We start from the raw sequence: 25,604 nt of genomic DNA, 5'->3' as shown, positions 1-25,604 counted from the left end.
TTATCCCTTGAATATTGCTCGTTTAAGTTTATCCGACAAATCACTGACAACAGGATGAAGCATCAACTCATGGTGTTCACCCTCAATATCGATTACTTCTATTTCTCCCGACGAAATGCATTCCCACCCCAGTTGACTCGACTTATCTATACGACTTGTCGCTCTAAACAAAGTCATATCAGAATTGCTAGTCGAATGAACAAAGCTTGCAGTTTTTCTTTCGATTTCGAGCAAGTAATTTAGGTAACGACTAAATAAATTTTTATCCAGCCCAGCTATCGACAGTTCCTGACAAAAATAGGCTTGCCTGACTGAATCAATTCCCTCTTTCGCTGATAACTCAACCAGATCGTTCCAATTGAAATCAAATTGAAATTCGGAATTTTGAGATGAGTAGAAATCAAATGCCTTTTTAATAGGTATATACCACTCTCTTCTTTCTTCAACCTTACGAGCGACAATAGGTGGTGAATCGATAATACCCAAAAACTCAATTTGAGCTCCTCTATTCTTGAGTTCTCTTGCGACTTCAAAGGCAATGGGGCCTGCTAGCGAATATCCAATAATGGAATAGCCTCCAGTTGGTTGTACAGATTGAATTACATCACTGTAGAATCCAACCAAATCTGAGAATGTTTGAGGAGTATCCTTCTCGAAAAATATTTCCGGTGGCTGTAGTGCATATAATTCAAAGTCGTCTGCTAGTGAATCTGACAAGCCTCGATATGCTGCTGCACTCCCCATTCCTGGAGGCAAGCAGAAAATTTTTCTTTCGCTATAAGATTGATTAAGCCTGACGATACAGCTCCCGAAACGTTCAACAGCTCTTTCAAATTCCAAATCACAAGTGCTACCTTCTATTAAATTAGCTTGCAGCCTAAGGCTCGAGCTTCGAAAAATCTCACGCATTGGTAAACTTAAGGAAAATACCTCGCGAATATTTGAGATTAGTTTCATCACCAGTAATGAATGGCCTCCTAACTCAAAAAAGTCGCTATCCCTGCTCACTTGTGCCAATTCTATGTCAAGCAATCGACTCCATATTGCTGCCAACTTAATTTCAATATCTCCAAGAGGTGCAACATAGTCTTCATTGGAAGTAACTGCAGAGTTAACTTTTCTAAGCGCCTTTTTATCAATTTTACCGCTAGCGGTTTTAGGCCAGTCATCGACTATCACAAAAGCACCTGGAATCATATAGTTTGGCAAAAGTTTGCTTAGATGTTGTTTAAGCGAATCTTTCACTTTTTCTTCTAGCGAAGCTTCAGAATTTATTAGCTTTAAATAAGCCGTTAGCCTTTTAAACTCAGATTCATCCGTAGCAGCGACTACTACGCATGCACTAATGCCAGAGAACTGGTTGATATGGTATTCAATTTCCCCTAACTCAACACGGAAACCTCTTACTTTGACTTGCTCATCTTTGCGTCCTAGAAACTCATAATTCCCTTTGCTTGTATACCTTACCAAATCACCTGTTCTGTAATATCTTCCGAACTCTCCGCAATGATTGCTCTCGACAAACATCTGTCTGCTTAATTCTGGATTATTCATATAGCCCGTAGCCAAACTTCGTCCAGTTATACACAACTCTCCAACAGCTCCCTTTGGAGCAGGATTTCCATCGAGATCTATAACGAAGTGATGGTATCCATCCAGTTCGTTGCCAATAGGAATAACCTGAGAGTCTTCACTCAAGTTGACTTTTTTAAGCATTGACCATATCGTAGTCTCTGTCGGTCCATAGCAATTCCATAAAGTATTACAAAGCGGCAGTATGTTCTTGGCCAACTGTATTGATAGAGCTTCCCCGCCACACAAGGCAGTCAAAGATTTACTTCCTTTCCATTGAGAATCGAACAACATCTGCCAGGTTGCCGGTGTTGCTTGCATACAGGTTACTTCATGTTCTTTTAGTAAGTCTGAAATTTGTGATGGATCTCTAGCTTGATCTCGACTAGCTAATACTACTTCACCACCATTCACCAAAGGAGCAATCAATTCAAGCGCGGCAATATCAAAAGAAAAGGTCGTGACAGCGAGTAACTTTCTGATATCTTTTCCTAGTCGTTCGCTGATACCAAGTATAAAGTTCGCAAGCGCGCCATGGTCTATCGCCACAGCCTTAGGCATACCGGTTGAGCCAGATGTAAAAATTGCATAAGCTAGATCCTGAGAATTCAATGTTACCTGCGGCCCGATCTCTTCTGATACTTCCTGACACAGCTTGGCTTGAACTTGTTCCTCACAAAGTTCAAGAATATCCAGGGTCCCTAAAGACAGTCCTGAAGTATCCAGGTCGGTTATAACGAGAGCCAAATCGACTTGTCCTATCATCGATTCTATTCGTTTTGCTGGTTGCTCTGGATCGATTGGCACATAGGCCGCACCAGCCTTCAAAGTTGCAAGTAACGCGACCATCAAGTCAAAACTTCGATCCATATATAGGCCTATCATCTTTGACTTGGTAATGCCTCTCGCCCTTAGTAGATCTGCCAGCCTGTTAGATCGGCGATCCAGTTCGGAATAGCTAAACTGCTTATTCATCCAACTGACGGCTATCGATTGCGGACTTTGCTCGACCCAACAAGTAAACATTTCCAAAACACTTTGTGGTCTTAAATTGGTAAGACTATCGTTCAATGTTGGTGGAGGAAGAGAAGCGTCATAACAGATATCAGTAGACACTGAAAACAAATTCGACATACGATCATCTGAAGGTTCAGATAGCCTGAGAAGAACAAATTCAAGATAACTACTAAGCCGCTGTATACTTGTCGGCTTAAACAGAGATTTATCATAACACCATGACAAAACCAGTCCCTCAGTGGTCTTGGCTGCGCTAATGTCAAGATCGAATTTCGCTACAGAACTTTTGTTTTCACTAAACGATGATATTTCCAATCCGGGAATTGCAAGACTTCCCCTTTCATTGGTATTCATACTGAACATTATTTGAAACACAGGTGTATGTGCAGTCGTTCTTGTTACATTCAGTTTTTCAACGAGTAATTCAAAAGGTAGTGCTTGATGAGCCTGCGCTGCAATATTTACTTCTCTAACAGACTTTAGATATTCCTCCAAACTCTCGAAACTGGTGTCAACTTTAAGCGCTAGCATATTCAAAAAGAAACCAATATTAGACTCGAACGAACCATCAATACGATTCGCTATAGGGGTTCCAATTACAACTTCTTTACGATAGCTAAACTTTGATATCGTCAATGATAGAGCCGCGTGTACTAACATGAATAAAGTCATATTGTGTTTATTAGCTATAGACTCAAGCTTTTGCAAAACATCCAACGGCAAGCATGAACTAATTTTTTCGCCAACATATTTTTTGTTCAATGGTCTGGAAAAATCTATTGGCAAACCGTGTACTAAATTTGTATCTGCCAGATTGCTTCGCCAATAATCCAGGTGACCATTGAGCAGTTCACCTGTTAACACCTTATGTTGTTTCACTGCATAATCAGTATATTGAACATCCAGTGGTTTAAGCTCTGCCGCCTTACCTCTTTGTAGTGAAGTGTAGTACTCAACAAACTCTTTTATTAATATGCCTGATGACCAGCCATCAAAAGCGATATGATGCATATTTAAAACAAATACGCCTTCGCTTGCACCCTCATTTTCGCTACTCCCACGCTTATTTGTGGTCACAAAAGTAGCCTTAACCATTAAATCTTTGCTTAAGTCGAATTGATAATTACAAGCACTATCTATAGTTTTTTGTATTAACTCATCTTGTTCAGACGGCAATAAATTAGACGCATCCAATCTTTCGATGGTAAATTCAAAACGCTGTAAAACTCTCTGAGCAGGAACATCATCTTTTTCTATATAGACGGTTCTTAGAATCTCATGCCGCCTGACGATCTCAGTTAATGCACTCTCTGCATTATCGAGATTAAAGTCACCTTTTATCTTGAAGATTTTAGGCATATTGTACTCAACACTTTTACCCTGAAGCTTATCAATAAACCACAATCGAGCCTGGGCATAGGACAGCGGCATTCCAGAAGACTCTGAAGATTTTCCTGGCTCTCCACAGGAAACATCTGGCGACATTGAAGCATCTTCAAAATGACTTCCCTCACTATCAGCAAAAGTCAAACCACTTTTATTCTTAAGCAACTCTATTTGTTCGCCTAAAGTTAGATTCTCAAACAAGTCTTTAATGCCGATTTTTATACTAAACGCTTTATCAACTTCATATATCAAGCGCATCGCCAATAAAGAGTGCCCTCCAACCTTGAAAAAATCATCCGACAGCTCAATCGTTTCAACTGATAGTAAAGTCTTCCATAGCCCAATAAGTTTATTCTTAATTTCCTCTTCTAAACTCAGCTGCTCTATCGGTGCTGTATCTTTTAACAATGACGAAATTAGTTCCACTTGTGAAGAAAGCGTCAGATTCTGAAATAAGTCTTTAATATTAAGCGTTACCTTAAACTGCTTTTCCACTTCATAAATTAGCCTCATAGCCAAAAGCGAATGTCCGCCTGACTTAAAGAAATCATCGTCAGGGCGAACGTCGTCTTTCTGCAACAATTCCTTCCAAATTACAGTAAGTTGCAAGGAGACGTTTGTTGAGTCGGATACTTCTTCACTAGCATCTTTTACTATGTTCTCATCCTGCTTTAAGCTCTGAAAATCGATTTTTCCATTTCGATCTTCAGGAAATTCTTTCACCAGGTAAATATTGGATGGAACCATATACGGCGGGAGCTTAAGAGCAACAAAGTCCTCTAACTCTTCCGAAGTAACCCCCTTATCAGTAATAGCAAACGCGTTGAACCTGACGACATTTCCCACGTCATCAAAATCAACTTTAATCGCTGAACTTACCACTCCGTGATAACTATTAATAACCCGTGTAATTTCCTGAGGCTCAATACGATACCCCCTGAATTTAAATTGACTGTCCACCCTACCGACATACTCTAACTGATTATTTTCGGTATAACGGACTCGATCTCCAGTTTTAAACAGGATCTCGTCGCTATTAAACGGAGAGCTTATAAAGGCTTTTTTGCTTAAAGTTATGTCGCCCGTATACCCTAGCGCAACGCCTTTACCTCCTATGTATAACTCTCCCACACAGCCTTTAGGTACCAAGTTTCTATTTTCATCAAGAATGTAGATCGAACAATTCTGTACCGGTCGACCAATATTCGTTGTTTCCTGATCATTTATTAATGCAAAAGATGCGTTAACTGTCGTTTCAGTTGGTCCATATGCGTTTATTGCCCTGATATTATTTTTGGCGCAGAATGAATATATTTCTTCCCAAAGCTTTTGACTTACATATTCTCCGCTCACAATCAGATGCGTTGGGCTTTCCAGTTTATCCAACAAAGGTAATAGAGATTGAATAAGCATAGGAGGTCCATTTACTACTGGAATTTCATTGAACTCGACTAATTCTGTAAGGGCATTTAGGTTTGTTAGTTCTTCTTCAGATGGAATGATCAGTGTCCATCCTTTCGCCAGACAAACCAAACCTTTGACGGATGCATCGAATGCGTAAGAAGAATTCCAAAGCCAGCTATGCCTTTCGTTCAAGGTTAGAGCCGTTAACTGCTCCTCAAATCCACTAGCAAAATTGGATAAATTACCACTCGAGTTGATAACTCCTTTTGGCATGCCACTGGTTCCAGAGGTATAGATAATATAAGCTTCCTTATCGATTGCAGTGCCCTTTAAATTTGGAAGATTCATTGCATCATAATGTTCCATTTGTTGCTTAATACCCAAAGCATCAATTGCATACATAGACACATTAATTTTTCCCAGGTTTTCAGCAAGTCTTTCACTAGTCAGCAACAGATCTGCTGCCGAATCTTCAAGGATAAAATTCAGGCGTTCTCGCGGAGTATCGGCAGCAATAGGCACATAGGTAATACCTGCTTTTAACATGGCGAAAATTGACACTACCATTTCAAAGCCTCTTTCAAAATAAAGGACTACTCTTCTTCTATCTGAGTCCAGTTCTTTTCGTTCCAAAATAAATTTAGCCAGTCTATTGGAACGTTGATTTAACTCATCAAAAGTAATTGCGTCCTCATTGAAAACTATTGCTATTTCATTGGGTGCATCTTTTACGTGTTGCTCAAACATAAGATGTAATTGAGAATCATCGTTTACATCAATTTGCTCGACATTAAGTTCTGATATGAGGTGTACGCTTTCTTGTTCTGACAGCATTTTTACACCAGCGAGAGAGTCCTCTTCTATACTTGCGATAGAGTTCAGAACATTAATCATGTGTTCCTTAACCATCTCGATATGACTTTCAGTAAATAATGAAACATCATAAAGCCAGGATAGGTTAATTCCCTCATCCAGATCTTTAGCGACTAAATGCAAATCATATTTTACTGTTGGAGTAGTCTCTGGAATGCTTGAAAAGCTTACTCCGGAAATATCAATACTGCGCTGTTCCTGAACAGCCATATTAAAAATAATCTGGAAAAGTGGTGTATGAGATAGGTCACGCTCAACATTTAGTCGTTCAACCAAATAGTCAAATGGAATGTCCTGATTATTTTGCGAATCGATATCTACTTGACGAACATGAGCCAAATAATCAGATAGGTTGTCAAACTGGGTATTTGTTCGCAAAACCAAGGTATTGATAAAGAAGCCAATCATCGGTTCCAAATCGGCATTTAACCGGTTCGCCATCGGAGTACCAATCACCACATCGTGACTGGCACTATGTCTTGATACTACAATCCCCAGAGCCGCATGCAGTAACATAAATAGCGTCATTTCATTTTTTGCTGCTATCCCTTTTAACTTTTTACTTAGCTCGGACGACAAGTCACAGGATATTATCTTGCCGTGATGCTTTTTAACATCTGGCCTTTCAAAATCTAATGGAATAGTATGAACTTTCGGTAAGTCATTTAGCTGTTGATCCCAATAATCCAGCTGTTGCTCCAGTCGCTTATCGGTTAGCCAGGCGCGCTGCCACTCGGCGTAGTCAGTATATTGAACCTTTAGCGGAGAAAGAGGATTGGTTTCACCTGCTAGTAGTGCTTGATAGTTGGCGACAAATTCCTTTATCAGTAATCCTACGGACCAGCCATCAGAAGCAATATGGTGATTAGAAAGCCACAATACACCTTCATTATTGGAAAGTTTGATATAACCAACACGAATCAGTAAGTCTTCAGCAAGATTAAATGAGCGCTCTCCTTCGGCCTTTAAAACTTTCTTGAGTTTAATATTCTTCTGGTAACTGGATACCTCTGATAAATCCATCCGTTGAATTGAAAATTCAATATCGTCACACACTTTTTGATAAGGACCTTGATCATCCTCGCCAAAAACTGTTCTTAAGGTAGCATGTCGCTCAATAATTTTTCTCAACGAATTCTCAGCAGCATCTATGTCAAAATGACCTTCTACGTTTAATACTTTAAAGTTGACAAACTGCGAGCTATCTTCGAGCATATTATCTACCAGCCATAGACGCTGCTGTGCAAAAGAAAGCAGGTATTTTTCCTTTTTCTGCAATGCGACAATTGGAGGCAGTTCTTTTTGTATCTTGGTGCTAAAATCTTTATACCCGAGGCTGATAGCAGTAAGCTTCGATTCGTCACTCAAGAATTCTTGATTAAGTTGTTTTTTCCATGACGATGAAGCTGAGGCATTGACTGATTTGTGTGAATGGAACTTTACATCGCCGATCATTCTAGAGTCGGAGTGGACACCATCCGTCATCTTGCCTTTCGAACCATCGTATGGATTTGACATTGATTCAACATACTCAATGCCCAAAAACTTACTAACTTCGCGCATGCACTTTTCCGGACTCTGCGTAAGTTCTTCAAACTTAACTGAATGTTTTCTCTTCTCTGGTATGTTTTCCAGAAATCCCAAAATATTTCTTTGAGAATTAACCCAAACCAGCTCAGCTAGCTCTCTGGTGGAGAGCTCATTCCTTTCTAAATGAAGAATCTGATCCATCTGAGCCTTCTCAAATGAATTTATCATCCCATATGGATGTCTGGCCAAGTGAATATATTGCGCATTCGGGAAATAGATTTCAGCCTGCGCAAGTATATCCGGGTGATACGAATAAAATGGAGTCTTATCAACTAAAAGCCGGCCTCCGATACTTTCATTTAACTCCTTGTAGCATTCAAAAACGGACATGCTGGCTGACTCGTACTCTTTCATTAATTGGATCGCAGCTTCGGCGTCAAGCGACTTTGCTTCCATAAAGGCCCTGATGCATCCTTCTAGTCTAAACTTGAATTTTCCAGAAAAAGCTTCCTGCCTTTGTGCAAGATTATTAAACTGCAACAATTCCAACTCTGGCGGAGCAAATAACTGAGGACTTCCAGCCAACATAACCCTAAGCAATGTAGAACCAGAACGTGGCGGCGAAAGCAGAAATACAACCTTTTCATCTGATGGTTTAATTACTGATTTATTGTCTGGTCGGTTAGGCACAAGCCTTTGCAGGAAATCAATTTTCTCATTATCAACAGAAAATTTATCCATTGATTGCTCAACGTTTTCGACCACATCAAGAAGTCCCTTCTCCTGCAAGGAAGAAGTGTAGTTCTGAGCTAAATAGAGCGCCATTTTTTCAACTGTATTATTGTCAAAAATTATCGCCACATGGACAATTTCGCCAATAAATTTCTGCAGTTGACTTATCACCTGAATCGCGAGTAATGAGTGCCCCCCCAGTTCAAAAAAGCTTTGGTCTACACCTATAGCTTTTCTCTTTAAGACTTTTTCCCAGACAGATAACACATAGGACTCAAGAGCATTCCTAGGAGTTAAAATATTATTGTCGCTACCAAATCTTGCATTAATATTGACTAATTGACGCTTGTCAACTTTTCCATTACTACCTATAGGAAGCTTCTCTATCTTGACTAATGCTTGTGGAAGCATGAAGTCAGGTAATGAAAGTTTAACCTTAGTTAAAATTTCATCACTGAGTTTGCTTTCTTCTTCCACCTTTTGAGAGGTGTAATATGCAATCAGTTTGGAGTCGTTTTCAACCGCTTCAGAATCCGCTAACTGTTCACTATCACAGTGGTAACACACTACAGCCTGCTCTACTTCTTCCAACGCTCTTAAAGCATTCTCAATCTCTCCTAATTCAACTCGATACCCCCTGATTTTGACTTGCTCATCGGAGCGACCGACAAACTCCAAATTACCATCTTTTCCCCAACGAACTAAGTCGCCGCTTCGATATAATTTTGAACCGTCTTGCTTAAATGGGTTGTCTACAAATTTTTCTCGTGTCAGCTCTGTCTGGTTAATATATCCCTTAGCGACACATTTTCCACCAATGTAAAGCTCCCCCAGACTCCCTTCTGGAACCAGCTGTTTATCGTGATTTAGAACATAAACCTCCGTATTTGCCATCGGTTTGCCTATCGGAACAACGTGATCCAAAGTATCGATAAACTTTGAAACATCAAACAATGTACAACCGATTACCGTTTCTGTAGGACCATAATGATTAAATATTTGGCTATCTGGAAAGCTTGCCTGTAGCTTTCTTGCGGTTTTAATGTCAAGTTTGTCGCCTCCAATCACAAATACATGAGCCCCAATGAGCCTTTCATTATCAAGTAATGACAACAAGCCCCGAATATGAAGTGGTGTCATTCTGAATAAGTAAGGACGATTACCTGTACTTCTCAAATGGGATATCAGATGTTCGAATATTTCACATTTTCCAGGTAGAAACACAGTTCCCCCAGACATTAGAGGCAGATAAAGGCTGGGCTTGGTTATGTCAAATTGAGGAGAAGTTACGACTACAGAATCTTTAGTCTCGCCTAGATAATTTTCCAATGCAAATTGGCAGTAATCTAATAGTCCTCCATGTGATACTTCTACCCCTTTGGGTTCCCCTGTAGAACCTGATGTGTAAATGATATAGGCACTATCTTCCAAACACCTATCAGTTTCAGCCAGAAAACCTGAATACTCTTCACCCCAGCCTTCATTTTCTATACTATCATCGATAGAAAAGACATTGACTTCTCTTAACTCTTCTTTTCCAATAAAATCATTCGATGTAATCAGAATCGATATGTTAGCGTCGTGAATTACTTTCTTTACCCTTTCAAACTCCTGATCATATTGCAAAGGAACGTAGGCAGCGCCAGCGCGCATTACGGATAAGAAAGCTACGGGCAAAGCTGAATTTGAAGTTAACAAAACACCTACCCGCTGCCCACTACCTATTTTTTGAGCACATAAAAAACCTGCAATTCGCTGAGTAATATTATTCAATCTTGAATATGAAAGCTGATATCTATCACATTGGAGAGCGATCTCATCAGGAGTAAGAGTAGCCTGCTGAATGATAATTTCATCAACTCTTTGGTCTTTTGAGTATGATTGACTTGTATTGTTTATCACATCTATCAATCGATGTTTTTCCTTAGCAGAAATCGTAGAAATCTCACTAATAGACTGAGCTGTATTTTCTGCTATACGTTCAAGTATTTCTGTCCAATGCTGGATCATTCTTTGAACTCTGGCTTTGGAAAAGAGTGACTTATCATAAAGTAGATTTAGATATATTTTCCCTTGACTCACTTCCGCACGTATACGCAAATCTGATTTAGTCAGCGGTTCGGCCCCATCGAGCTGGCTAAAACTGACATCCGATAACTCCAGTACTTCTCGCTCTATCGAGTTCATTGAAAATGAAATTTGAACAAGAGGATTATATGACTTGCTCCTTTCAACATTTAATGCTTCCACCAGAAAATCAAAAGGAATTTCCTGATTTGCCATCGCATCAAGATTAACTTTCTTAACATGAGCTAAATAGTCTTCAAAGCTCTCGTGTTCGGTATTAACTCTTAACACCAAAGTATTAATAAAGAAACCTATTTGATTCTCGAGCTGTGCATCTTGACGGTTAGCAACGGAGGTACCAATCACCACATCTTGGGACTCACTGTGTTTCGCCAGCAGTAAAGCCAATGTAGCATGTAACACCATAAACAAAGTCATGTTCTGTTCTTTTGCAATTTGTTGCAATGATTGAGTCGTTCCAGCACCAATTTCACCAGAAACCCACTCCCCAGCAAATTGCTTTTTCTCTGGCCGCTTAAAGTCCAGCGGTATCTTGTGAACGGCAGGCACATTATCAAGCGCATCCTTCCAAAAAGATAATTTCTCCTCTAATATTTCACCACTAAGTAATTCTCTTTGCCACTGCGCAAAATCGACATATTGAATTGGCAAAGGTTCAAGCGAACTTTGCTCGCCCTGCTGAATAGATTGATAGAAAAAAGTAAACTCTTTAATCAATATTCCCATCGACCATGCATCGGAACTTATATGATGAATATTGAATAATAGTACCCCATCATCTTTACCCGTTTGTACAAAACTGACTCTCACAGGGATTTCATTTTCAAGATCAAAAACCTTCAATCCATCTTCATTTATGAGCCTTTCCAGACTATCTTGCTGTGCTACACCTTGCTCCCTTGTTAGATCATAACGCTTAATTTCAAACTTGATATCTTGTAATATTTTTTGACGAGGCTCTCCAGAAACTTCGTAAAAAACCGTGCGAAGAGAATGATGCCTTTCAATCAACTGCTGAAGTGCTTGTTCAGCGATACCTAGATCAAACTTACCCGTAACACGCACAGCAATGGGAATATTGTAGTGCGGACTTCCACCATGCATTTTGTCAACAAACCATAGACGCTGCTGAGCAAAAGATAGTTGATAATCTTTCGATTGAGGAAGAGGCTTTATCGAAAGCTTCGCAGATATTTTTTCTTCAGGATAGCCAAGAGAGGCTGCTATTCCCCATGAATCCTGGCAAAGGAAATCATCTTTTATATGCTTTTTCCATGAGTCTCTGGCACTAGCATTAATTTCGTCGTGACTGTGAAACTTGACGTCACCTAACATTCTTGAAACACTATGCACGCCATCAGTCATTCGCTTCTGGTTCTGGTCATAAGGCTTCAACATAGATTCCTCGAACTCAATGTCAAGAAAATCACATACTTTCCGCATCACCATATCAGAATCACTTAGAAGCTCTTCAAAGGACACTCGACACTGTCTTTGCAAAGGGACTGTACTTAGAAAATCCAGAATATTGCTATGAGAGTTTGCCCAAACTAGCTCACCAAGCTCACGAGTAGAGTAATCATGTTCATTAATCAATAGCACCTGATCCATCTGCGCTTTTTCGAATGAGTTAATCGTAGCGTACGGATGCCTTGTCAGATGAATAAAATGGGCATTTTCAAAACATCGCTCAATGTTCTTCAGAATGTCAGGATGGTAAGAATAATATGGTGTTTTATCTACCAGTATTTGCGGCGAAACTTTGCTTTGTAGATAATCGTAAAAAGATGCTATAGAGATATCTTGCTCAATAAATCGTTCTACAAGTGCACTTGCTTCATCTAAATTTATATCGTTGATTTCCATTAATGTTTTAAGTACGCCTTCTCGTCGGAACTGAAAGCGTCCACTAAATGCACTCTGGCGTTGAGCTAAGGAATCAAAGTGAATTAATTCCAGTTCAGGCGGCGCAACCAGACCGGAGTGGCCTGCTAACATTATTCGTAACAATGTCGAGCCTGATCTCGGTGGAGAAAGTAGAAAAACTACCTTCTGTTTATTTCTATTTTCAAGCATGGCCTCCAACTTTGGCGTGAAAGGAATCAATTTCTTGAACTGTTCAATATCACTCATGGTAAAGCCTGATGAACTATTCGATCTACTTGCATCTTGCCAATCAGTATCCTCCAACAGTCCTAACCGATTCAATTCCTCACTGTATTTTTCGCTTAGATAACTAGAGAACTCTCGTACAGTCGGCGCATCAAATATAACAACCAAATGAACAATACTATCCAGGTACTGTTGAATTTTGTTTACTGCCCGAATAGCTAAAATGGAGTTCCCACCCATCTCGAAGAAATTATCTACCACGCCCAGATGTTCACTTCCTAAGACCTCTCGCCAAATGCGCATTACAAATAATTCCAGTTTGGAATTTGCCTTTTCAGCAGAGCAACCTGAAAAAGAATTGTCGAGAAGAGATATCAGCTTGGCATGATCTACTTTTCCATTGGGCTTTAAAGGAATTTCATTTAAAATTTGGAGTCTTGAGGGAAGCATGTAGCTTGGAAGTACTCTTTTAAGTGCCGATTTGATTGCAGAACTTTCCTTCTCGTACTCAGAAGAGTCGACATGATCTTCCATTACAATGAAACCAGCTATATATTTCCGCTCCGCCCCCCCATCAACAAGGGTTACCACTGCAGACTTGACTTTGTTGCAATTAGCAAGATTACATCTAATTTCCTCTAACTCAATTCTATGGCCAGACACTTTCACCTGATTGTCACGGCGTTCGATAAACTCAAGCTCATTGCGTTTATTCCAACGAACAATGTCACCCGTTTTGTATAACCGGCGAGTTTCCTTATTCCCGATAGATAATGAAACGAAACTTTTACCCGTCTCATCCATGTTGTTTAAATACCCCTTGGCTAACCCGGCTCCAGCGATATACAGCTCTCCTTTTGTACCGACAGGTACTAGATTCATATTATCATCGAGCACAAAAAGATAGTGATTATCCATTGGGAGTCCAATCGGAATAGATTGTTCAATTAGTTCAATATTATCGGATATATTGTAGATTGCGCACCCGACTGTAGTCTCTGTAGGGCCGTAATGATTGTATATTGTTGCTTTCGGACAAATTCTTTGCAGTGCCTTAGCATCGGCAGCTAGAAAGCTTTCTCCTCCAACAACAAAAATATGACTCCCGACAATTTTTCTATCGCCAATTAACTCAAGTAGAGCTTTAACATGCATGGGAGTGAGTCGTAGCAATAATGACTGAATTTCACTACGAATTAATTTTTCAGCAAGAAATGAAAGAGGGTTTTCCTCTCCAGGCAAATAGACTGTTCCTTGATTTATCAGTGGTAGAAATAAGCTTGGGACAGTGATGTCGAAGGCATGTGAAGTAACAACAACAGAGCCATTTGCACTCTTATAATAATTAGCATTGGCATATTCACAGTAGTCTAATAAGCTATCATGACTTATTTCTACGCCCTTCGGTTTCCCTGTAGTGCCAGACGTATAGATCACATACGCTGACTGATTTGGTTCATAGACATGCTTAACTTCATCATTTGTAAATTCGCTCAACCACGAATCATCATTCGCGACATCGTCCATTAATAAAACTTCAACACCAGATAACGAAAGTTGTGAGACCATGTTGCTACTAGTAATGACTATGTTAATTTCTGCCTCATCTACTATTGATTGGAATCGCTTATCCCCCTGCTCGGGTAGAATGGGGATATACACTCCACCAATTTTAAGTATCGCTAAAATGGCAATCATTAATTCATTATTGGGAGGTAATAAAATTCCGACCTTTTCTCCAAATTCAACCCCCTCATCTAGTAAGAAGGCAGAGAACTTGTTTACCGCAGTTAGTAATTCAGAATATGAAACTCTTTTACCATTGCAATCCAGAGCAGTAGCGTCCGGACATTTTGAAGCTGAAAGTTCGATTAACTGACAGATTGACACACTATGTTCAGATTTAGTCTCAACTCCAGAACCAATGCTAATAATTTGTTGCTCTTCAGGTGCAGACATCAGCCTAATTTTGGACAAATCAATATTCGGAGTTTCTGCGACCTGGTTAATTAGTGCAATAAATCCTGCTTGAAGAAGCTCAATGTAATTCTTATCGAACAAATGTTCATTAAATACCCAACTAATTTCTGTACCTTGCTCAGATTCCATCACGTTAATTTTCAAATCAAATTGTCCAGATACGTCAACCACTCTGTCTTGAGAGAATGTCAGACCATCTATATCCAGATCCGCAACTTCTGATTTATTGGCGGTAATTAATATTTGTACTAGTGGGTCGAAATCTGTATTTCTCGGAACTTCTAATTTTTCGAGTAAATGCTCAAACTGGAAATCCTGATTATCTTGAGCCGAAAGATTGACTTCTCTTACATGAGACAAATACTCCAAAAATGTCTGACTGTTGGTGTTTGTTCTTAAAACTAATGTATTAACAAAGAAGCCAATCAGTGCTTCCAGATCAGCATGGGTTCTATTGGCAACCCGAGTCCCCACAACAATATCTTCGCTATTACTAAACTTTGAGAGTAGCAATGAAAACAGTGCATGAAATAGTACAAACACAGTAACATCATTTTGTTTTGCAATTATTCCCAATCGTTCGCTCAAGCACTCAGACAGCCTGAAATCGATTGTACTGTTAGCTTGAGTTTTACCGGCTTTTCTTGGATTAGACAAAGGTAGAGAGTGAACCAAAGGAACATCTAAAAGTTGTTTTTTCCAATACTCAAATTGCTTGGCAAGCTTTTTCTCATTTGCTTCACTTCTTTGCCATACTGCATAGTCGATGTACTGAATATCTAGAGATGAATAAGGATCTTGTTGTCCCTGCATGCAGGCATTGTACTGTGCAACAAACTCTTGCATTAAGACACTCATTGACCAGCCATCTGAAGCTATATGGTGCATATTGAACAGCAGCACACCCTCCCTTTCAGCGGCCCCACACCCCAAGTCAACAAATGTTACTTTGAGCATCAAATCCCTGTTCAGATCATAGGAAACAAGTTCATTCTTAGTAATTAGTCTTTCAAGTTCTTTATTTTTTTCAGCACATGGCAGATCACTTAAATCATTAACAAAGAGACTAAAATCAAAGGTATCTCTTAGTTTCTGAAAAGGTTGTCCATCTTCCTCTATGTAGATTGTTCTTAATATCTCATGTCGTTTAATAATCCTGTGTATAGCCTTTTCCGCATGCGAAATATCAAAATCGCCTCTTACGCGAAATGCCGCAGGCATTGTATTGGTATTGTTCTTCGAAAGCATTTCGATAACCCAGAGACGTTGTTGTGCGAACGAAAGTGGGTAGTATTTTTCTGTACTTCTGTCTACACGGACGATTTCATTAATCTTCTGAGTACTCCCATCGCTCGAACTGGACTCGAGAAATGCTACCAGAGCATCTTTATGTGTCCTGATAAGCTGCATTAAGCTTTCATTCATTACACCCTTAGGAGCTTTAATCGATAGTTTCCCATCGCTAACATTAACGTGAATATTTTTTTCAATTAATTCTTCTATGATTTTTTCTACTTCATTCACAGTGAAAACTCCTCAATTTCTGCTTCATCCATTTCACTAATTGTTTCTGATATTTTGCGAAGTGCCATTTTCTTATCAATCAAGCCCGCAATCGTTCTAATCGAGTTATAGCTGTATAACTCATGTAAGCTTATTTTCACTTCGAGCTGCTGTTCAATTTTTGCGACCATTCTCACCGCTAGTAGAGAATGCCCCCCAATTTCGAGAAAGTTCGCTATAGCGCTGATTCTTTCTTTTTCCACCTCGAGAAGTTCTGCCCAAATATTCAACAGTGCATATTCAAGTTCTCCTTTGACGGGCTGATACTCATCTGAAGTCAGAAATTCCTCAGACTTGGGTAGCGCTTTTAAATCAACCTTACCATTAGCTGTGAGAGGCCATTGTTCCACGAACACATAGTGATTAGGTACCATGTAGTCTGGCAATTCGTTTTGTAACAGTTGCTTTAACTGTTTTTTGAACTCTGCCTCCACTTTATTGTTTACCAATTTGACAAAAGCGACCAAATATTTAGTCCCATGCGAGTTTTCTCTTGCCAGAACCAAGCAACTTTCAACATCTTTGCATGCATTTAACCGCTGCTCAATTTCACCAAGCTCTATTCGAAATCCGTTTATTTTTACTTGATGATCGACTCGTCCAATAAACTCAATATTGCCATCGCTCAAGTAACGTCCTAAATCTCCAGTACGATAAAGTTTCTGCTGTAGCTCTTCGTGATAAATAAATCTTTCCTGACTTAGTCTTTCATCACCGTAATAACAACGAGCAACGCCTTCCCCACCAATACACAACTCACCAACCACACCTATAGGTGACAATTGTTGATTGCCATTGAGAATGAAAAATTTCTGATTTCCCAGAGGTTTTCCATAGGGAACAGATTTAAGACTACTGGTATCGTATGTGATAGGATGATGAATGGACCAAATAGAGCCTTCAGTTGCGCCTCCCAGACTATAAGTTTTTGCCTCCGGAAATACGTTCCAAATACGCTTGGGTAATGCGGGATTAATCCAGTCACCACTCATCATCACACAACGTAAAGGTGCGGTACTTTGTCTCTGTGACATTTCTAGTTGTTCAACCAATAGTCCAGCCGATACAGGTACGGTATCCCAGATGGTAACCTGATGTTTTTCAATCATATCCAACCAGTGAGACGGGTCCTTAGCCAAGCGGTCATGAGGAAATACTATGGTTCCCCCCACGGCGAGTAATCCGAAAAGGTCATAAACCGACAAGTCAAAACTTAGAGCGGAAACAGCCAACACTTTATCTTGTTGGCTAACGCCATACTCCTGGTTAATATCTAAAATTGTATTAACTGCAGATCGGTGTTCTATAGCGACACCTTTTGGTGTTCCTGTAGAGCCTGAAGTAAAGATAACGTATGCCAGATCTGCAGGTCTCTGCATAGGCTTGTATTTTTTCACTTCATCAATGTAACTTTGATTAATTTCCCGTGTGACATCCAAAACAACCGGCTGAGTAGACGAAAGCGCCAGTGAATCATCCAGTACCAAAACAAACCTGCATCCAGCGCGTTTTACAATGTTTTCACATCTTTCATCAGGCCACGACAATTCAAGTGGTAAGTAAGCGACGCCAGACATCATAACGCCTAATGTTGCAATCAGTTGCCATCTACCTTTCGGCAATCTGATCGCAACTAACTCTTCATGATGTAGATTTAATGAAGCTAGTCGCTCAGACAGTTCGAAACAAGCACAAAACAACTCTGCGTACGTCAAGCTTCCCTGCTCGTCAACCAAAGCAATATTCTCAGGATTGTCTTTTACTTTTTCAACAAACAGCTGTTCCAAACATTGCTCAAATTGATAATCTCTCTGTGTATTATTGTATTCGTTTCTCAAGAGATGAATTTCGTGTTCTGAGAGCATCACTAATTTATCTAGCTTTTGATGCCCAGGCTCTACAATACTTTCAAATAGATTGCGCAAATGATGTAGTACGTTTTCAATTATTCGCCTTTCAAATTGTTTTTCCTTCACTTGAAGTCGAAAAGCTAGTTCCTCACTGCCAAAAACAACCAAAGTGATAGGGTAATTTGAGGTTTCGAAACTGCTCATTTCTTTAGTAAGGGAACGACCATGCTTACCTTGTCCACCGCTTTGTTTTTGACTGGAGAAATTCTCAAAAACCACAATTGAGTCAAAAAGGGACTGAAAGCTACTACAAGCTTGTATCTCTGCTAACGGGAGGTAGCCAAACTCGTTTGAGTTATTAAAGTCGCTTTGGATGTTGTTGACCAAGTCGCCGAGAAGTTCATCCTGATTAAGCTCAACAATAACTGGAATTGTATTAATAAATACTCCAATAATATCCTCCACTCCAGGCAAGTCTGTCGGTCGACCAGAGATAACCGAACCAAACAAGACCTTTGACTCTCCCGTATAGTATGACAACAAACACGCCCATGCGGCGTGCACCAGAGCACTTAAAGTGCAGTGATGCGCTTTGGCGTACTCATTTAGTTTACTTGTTAGAACTTTCCCTAAAGACAATTCAAATTTTTCATCCCCAACTAAATCTCCGAGAGTTTGTTGTGGAAAGTGAGAAACATTCTCAATTTTTGAAAGATATGATGTCCAATAGTCAATTGCCTTTGAGCTGTTGGCACGTTCCAGCCAGCTTATGTATTGCTTATACTGTGCTCTCGGCTGAATAGACAATTGCTCGAGAGACTGTAACTCGTGATAGATAGATATAACTTCATTATAAATGAGCGAATTGCACCAACCATCCCACAATACATGATGATGTGACCAGAGCAATCGATAACTATTCTCAGCCAACCGGAATAATCTAAAACGCATCAAGGGCGGATTTCTAAAATCAAATCCTTTAGCTCTATCATCTATCCTGGCACGGTCGATATACCGATACTGTTCGTCTTGCGACAAATCAGAAATATTAATAACTTGCCAGTCCAGATTAGGACTTGTTACAACTTGATGATACCCTGCCTCAGTTAGTACAAAGGCTGTTCGCAAAATATCATACCTATCTATAATTTTATTCCATGCCTCCTTAAAAATTTCTTCTTGTATATCGTCTATAGTCAATAGCATTTGATTAACATAGGCTTCCTTAGAAAGCTCACTATGATAAAGAAGACCAGATTGAACGCCAGTGGCACGATAAATATCGTCAACTTTGAATTCAGTTGAAAGCTTCGCAAGTTCATCAATAGTCAGTCTCGCTAAGGGATAATCGCTCGGGTGCTTAAAGTCTTCGACATTGTTAGTAACAGCTATTACTTCAGCAAGACATGCTTCTAATTGAACAACTATTTCTTCAATCAGTGAAGGAGCAACTGCATTTTGCTCAAAGCTTATTCCAAATTGAACTCTGCCATCTACAACCATGGCATTGATGCTTAATTTTTCTCCCAAAAAGAAAGCTTCATCAGATATAATATTAACGCTTTCCTTTGCCAGACCTATATCCATACCTTGTTCCTTAGACAGTTCAAACTGTCCAAGATAGTTAAAAATTACTTCTGGCTTAATAAAATCGACGGGCGTATCACTTTCAAGCTGAGATAAAACGCTATAGCCTAAGCCTTTATCACATGGTGTATTAAACTGTTCTTTAACAGAAATCAAACGCTCGCTAATCGTATCACTAACCACCAGGTGTATAGGATACAGGCTGGTAAACCAACCCACGGTTTGGCTTAAATCAACTGATGAGTCAAGCTCCTCTCTGCCATGAGTTTCAACGAAAATTGATATAGAGTCGTATTTTGCACTTCGTTCAAAAGCTACCGAAAATGCTGTAAGGAGAATCATATCATCAGAAAGTTGATTATGTTCTTTGTCCCTTAACAATAGCTTTTTAGTAATTTCCCTGGACAATGAAAAACTACGAGTCTGCCATTGTAGATTTTCGGCTGTTAAAGGAGAGGGAAAGTTTTCTACTAACTGCTTATTTTTTGTTTGCCAATAGTTACTCTCTTCGCGCAATCGATCGCTACAAACATAGTTTTTTAACGCTGCGCCCCAATCTTTCAGTGAACTGGTTTTTTGTCCTAAATCAAAAGCTTCACCGTTAGCGTATTGACTCCACATCACCCCCAAATCTTCTACTAAAATCCTCCAGGATACTCCATCAACCACAAGATGATGAGTTAACCAAAGCAGTCTTCTCTGCAGACCACTTTTGATTAGAACAAATCGAGTCAAGTAACCAGATTCAGGTTTAATATGCTTTAACTGCTCGCAATAAATGGATTGCAGGGTTTGTTCATCCAGATTCTGAACGTCTATTTCAGATACAAACTCTTTTGCGCTATAGTTTTCCAGAGCTTGAATTTCACCCTGACAGGATTTAAACATTGTACGAAGCGCGTCATGCCTGGCTAGTATTTCATACACCATTTTAGCCAGAATATCTCCATCAAGTTCCAGAGGTACATTCAATAATACATTTTGTACTAAGCAATCTTTGGGATATCCACTGTTTAGGAAAAGCTTTTGTATAGGAGTCAGGTCGACCTTTCCAGTCACCTCACTATTAATTGCACTTGCTCTAGTCTCGCTGTTTCCTTCAACTTGTTTAGCAAGAGTTCTTATCGTTTGATACTCAAATATCAGCTTTGTGGAAACCCTGATATTCTTTCGAGAAGCTCTCGCTGATACTTGTATTGCAAGAATTGAATCTCCACCTAGCGAAAAAAAGTTGTCGTTAACACCAACTTCGTGGTTCTGGAGCAATTCTTTCCAGATTTCCAATAGCTCAAATTCGATTTTATTTGCAGGTTCTTTGTCATTATGTTCGACCAAGGTAACATTATTTCGCGGTAGCGCAGAACGATTGATCTTTCCATGGCTGGTCAAGGGCCATGATTCTAGAATGATGTAGCTAGAGGGAAGCATATAAGAAGGAAGATTCTGTTTTGCAATCCCCCTTAATTCTTCAATCAACGAACTATGGTCCGACGCGAAAACAGAACCCTCAACCAAAACAAAAACTATCAGTTGCTGCTTACCATTCTCCAGAATATCCACGTCAGCGATAGCTTCTTTGACAAAAGGACTTCGGCAGATATTTGCTGAGATGTCTTCAAGTTCTATTCGGTAACCATTAAACTTTACCTGCTGATCTTTCCGACCTAAAAAAATCAAATCTCCTTCCTCAGAATATCTGACCAAATCACCAGTGCGATAGAGTCTATCTCCATCCACAAATGGACTCTCGACAAACCTCTCTCTCGTCATATCCGGTGAATTCAGATAACCTCTTGCGACGCCTCCTCCGCCGATAAATAGTTCGCCTTTTGCACCTCTTGGCAAGAGTTTTCCATAGTCATCGAGTATATAAAGTCTTGTTGCATTAATCGGTTTACCAATAGGTATTGGTGATCTTGGCTTGAGGTTGGTATCGCTATTAATTGAATATGTTGTACATCCTACAACTGTTTCAGTGGGTCCGTATTCATTGATAAATAAAGAACCAGGCAAACATTGTACAACCCATGGTTCTAGACATTGGTATGTAAGTTGCTCACCACCGATGACGATAACGTGCTGAGCACTAACACTAGTTTGCTTGTCCTCTAGCTTTAAAAGAGTATTGAGATGTGCAGGCGTTAGTTTAAATAACCAGTTTTGTTCAGACTCAAATAAATAAGTGCTAAGTTCTGAAAAAAGCTTTTCGCTACAATCACTCAATAGAACTACAGTTTTCCCAGCCGTAAGTGGCGAAAACAAACTCGTAACTGTTGCATCAAAAGAAGTTGGAGTACTAACAATCGCTCCGGCTATATGGCGGTCAAAATATGAACTTAAACAGTGTTGTAAGTAATGAACAAAATTCCTGTGCTCTACAGCCACACCTTTTGGATTACCTGTAGTACCTGAAGTATACAAAATATAGGCTAGATTTTCATATGTAAGACTTTCTATATTTGGGTTTTCTGAGCTGTATGCGGAAAATCCTCCACTTGTAATTTCATCCAGATCAACAAAATCAACACCCTTGATTGGCAAGTCCGAGATTAGGTCAGACCATACTAAAATCATTTCCAAACCTGCATGAGCAATTTGAAAATTAAGCCTTTCTTTCGGCAATGAAGTATCTATAGGTAAATATGCTGCTCCAGCTTTTAGAGCGCCTAACATTGCTATAACCATTTCTATCGAACGGTTTGTTGGAATACCAATGACATCACCAACTTGCACGTCTTCTTCCACTAAGAATTGAGCGAGCTGATTAGCGGCTTTATTAAGTTCTCCGTATGTAATCGTTCGCTCATAATGTCTTACAGCAATCGCGTCAGGAACTTTCTCTGCCTGCTTTTCAACTAATTGATGCGCTAAGTTCCCTTTTTCATTCTGTGCACCACTGCAAATAATTGACTCCGTAAGCAGACATTGTTGTTCACTTGAAACAAGACTAATCTTGGCCATTTCAATATTAGAATTTTCGGCAACGACGTGAAGTACATGTTCAAAACAACTCGCAATACTTCTGATAGAATCTTCAGTAAATATAGAACAGTCATACCAGAACTTAAATTCAATTCCAGAATCATGCACCTGGGCGCCTACTTCCAGGTCAAATTTAGCCACACTATACCCTTCTCCATACAACTCAAATCGGGTGTTTTCAAATTGCATATCAAATGATTCGGTATTATTCATTGTAAAGACAATTTGGTATAATGGGGTGTGCTGTGCTTCACGAGGAATCTTGCAGAGATCAAGAATTTTTTCAAAAGGTATATCTTGATTGGACTGAGCGTCAAAATTAACTTCCTTCACGTGCGCGAGATAGCGTTTAAAATCGGTAAAATCACAACTTGTTCTTAGCACTAACGTATTTATAAAAAATCCTATTAAATCCTCTAACTCAGGCAGCCTTCTGTTTGCGACAGACGTACCAATTACGATTTCTTTTTCGCCACTAAATCTCGTCAAAACAAACGCTAAAACAGCATGCAATACAACAAAAAGAGTTGTATCACATTCATTCGCCAACTTATTCAACAGCTTTAATGTGGGCAAAGGAATTTTGGAACTAACCAGTTTTCCTTTTTGTTTCTTTACCGACGGCCTATTAAAGTCTAAAGGCAAGTTGTGAGTCAAAGGAACATCTTCTAGTTGATTCTCCCAATAGACCTGCTGTTTCTGAAGCCTATTACTATCAACCTCTTTTCTTTGCCAAATAGCATAGTCTGCATATTGAATACTGAGCGGCTTAGCTTTAATTTTTTGTCCTGCTAACAGCTGCTGGTAAAACTCGAGAAACTCTCTTACCAAAACGCCAATAGACCACGCATCAGAAGCAATGTGATGCATATTAAACTGGAGAATGCCTTCTTTGGTATCTGAGTTTTTATCAAGCAATAAATAGCTTGCTCTAACCATTAGACCTCCATCTAATCGGAATGGCTCTTTATTATCTTCAGATATAAATTCATTTACTCTGATTACCTGCTCTTTCTTGTCATACGTCGAAAGATCGACACAGCCTACCCTGAAATTGAAATCAGAATTAATTTTTTGAAATGGAACACCTTCATTTATGCCATATCCAGTTCTAAGAATTGCATGTCTTTCAATTATTTTACGTATTGCTTCTTCCGCAACACTGATATTGAAGTCGCCAGTAACTTTTAATGTAAATGGCATATTGTAAATTGAATTATCCTGCCCTAATTCATCAACCAACCAAAGCCTTTGTTGCGAATAGGAAAGCGGTATAGCATCACTATAGCTGTCAACAACTGGAGTGATCGAATCGCTATAATCCAATCCCTTCAGGTACTCAATCACTGCTTGCTTATTCTGCACTAAAAATTGTTTTGTCTCAGAGCTGACAGTTTCTAAAGCTCCGGTTACCACAAGATTATTCGCATTGACACCGACAGATACATTATTATTAGCAAGATCTAAAAGTGTTTTTCTAATTATCAAATTATCCATTTTTCTTCCTTACCCTTACTCTCGTCGGATATATCTTGCGCTGCAACTTTGAGTAGTTGATTCTCGTCCAGATAAGTTGCGAGTTCTTTAATAGTTGCTTGTTCAAAAAGCACTCGTAGCGGTATATCCGTGCCAAAACTTTGTCTTATCTCAGTTACTAGTCGAGTTGCCAGCAAAGAGTGCCCACCGATAGAAAAGAAGTTGTCGTGGGTACTGATAGATTCGAGTTCAAGTAATTCCTTCCAAATAGAATGCAATTTGGTTTCTGTTTCAGTATTAGGCTGAATTAATTCATCAGTTAAAAGTGACTGTCCTTTTGGCTCCGGAAGCGCTTTACGATCAACCTTATCATTTCTCGTTAAAGGAATTTTTGACAAGGTCATAAAACTAGTTGGTACCATATAGGCAGGTAGATGTTCCGAAAGATAAGCCTTCAAAGCATTTACCTGAATTTCTTCTCCCGCAACTGGAACAAGATATCCAACCAGCACTTCATTCCCTGATGTCACTGTTGAGTCTTTTGGCTTATGAATATTAACGACTGCCTGCTTAATCGATTCATGTCGACTTAGCACCGCTTCAATTTCACCCAGCTCTATTCGGAATCCCCGTAATTTAACCTGATGGTCTTCACGACCAAGAAACTCCATATTCCAATCAGGTAACATTCGACCAATATCCCCGGTCTTGTACATTCTCGCTAACTGTCCATCCGCACCTTTATCTACAAATGGGTCATCATAAAAGGCAGCAGCAGTTTTCTGCGGGTCATTCATATACCCTTCTGCCACTCCAACTCCACCTATATATAAATGACCTGCCACTCCTTTGGGTTGTGGTTTTTGTTCATCATCCAGAATGTAGAATCGATTATTGGATAGCGGCTTACCATAAGGAATGCTGTTACGATAATTTATTGCCGTATCCACCGGATAATAATTTGACCAGACAGTCCCTTCTGTCGCTCCTCCCAGGCTAATAATTTCTGCTTGCTTAAAGTAGGTTTGTATTCGAGCCGGTAAATTCACCGGGATCCAGTCGCCACTCATAAAAACTAATCTTAAGTGTTGCAGCTGCTCCAGTTCCCACTGATTGTCTTCATCCAGGTAAGAAACCAGATGATTCATGGTCGCAGGTACTGAATCCCAAAAAGTAATTTGCTCTTTCACTAACAGTGCTGCTAGTCGCGATGGGTCTTGCACTTCCGTTTGACTCGCCATCACTATACAGCCACCGCTTGCCAACATGCCAAACATGTCATACACCGATAAATCAAAACACATCGAAGTAATAAACAGTAGTTTGTCCGATACACCTATTTGGTAAGTCTGATTAACCCACTGAATAAGGTTGACTGCAGAATGATGCGCAATCATTACTCCCTTTGGCGTACCCGTTGAGCCCGAAGTGTAAATCACATAAGCAAGCGAT

The 25,604-nt window shown here is 39.7% G+C and carries 3 protein-coding genes (1 of these 3 only partly in view); all 3 read right to left on the bottom strand.

All coding sequences use genetic code 11. The annotated features are described in order from the left end of the window. Tightly spaced (each overlapping or abutting the next), the 3 genes in view from IYN84_RS02460 to IYN84_RS02450 form a layout consistent with a single transcriptional unit that may run on beyond the window. The gene (locus tag IYN84_RS02460) at positions 1 to 16,218 is read right to left on the bottom strand and encodes a non-ribosomal peptide synthetase (protein ID WP_196137575.1); all 16,218 of its coding nucleotides are present in this window, start codon (positions 16,216 to 16,218) and stop codon (positions 1 to 3) included. Then, positions 16,215 to 24,173, bottom strand: a complete 7,959-nt coding sequence (locus IYN84_RS02455; RefSeq protein WP_196137574.1) for a non-ribosomal peptide synthetase — start codon at positions 24,171 to 24,173, stop codon at positions 16,215 to 16,217. The genes IYN84_RS02460 and IYN84_RS02455 overlap by 4 nt, the downstream gene beginning before the upstream one ends. Further along, positions 24,161 to 25,604, bottom strand: partial view of a non-ribosomal peptide synthetase gene (locus IYN84_RS02450; RefSeq protein WP_196137573.1) — the 3' portion only. It continues 15,080 nt past the right edge of the window; the window shows 1,444 of its 16,524 coding nt (coding positions 15,081–16,524); its start codon lies beyond the right edge, outside the window; its stop codon occupies positions 24,161 to 24,163. Before IYN84_RS02450 ends, IYN84_RS02455 begins: the two co-directional genes overlap by 13 nt.

This window comes from Aliikangiella sp. G2MR2-5 (assembly GCF_015687155.1).
Classification (GTDB): Bacteria; Pseudomonadota; Gammaproteobacteria; order Enterobacterales; family Kangiellaceae; genus Aliikangiella.
This window is presented reverse-complemented; position numbering and strand designations above follow the sequence as displayed.

Bases quoted from the DNA above. Each gene is read 5' to 3' on its own strand.
- IYN84_RS02455 (WP_196137574.1), bottom strand. From the start codon at position 24,173: ATGGATAATTTGATAATTAGAAAAACACTTTTAGATCTTGCTAATAAT.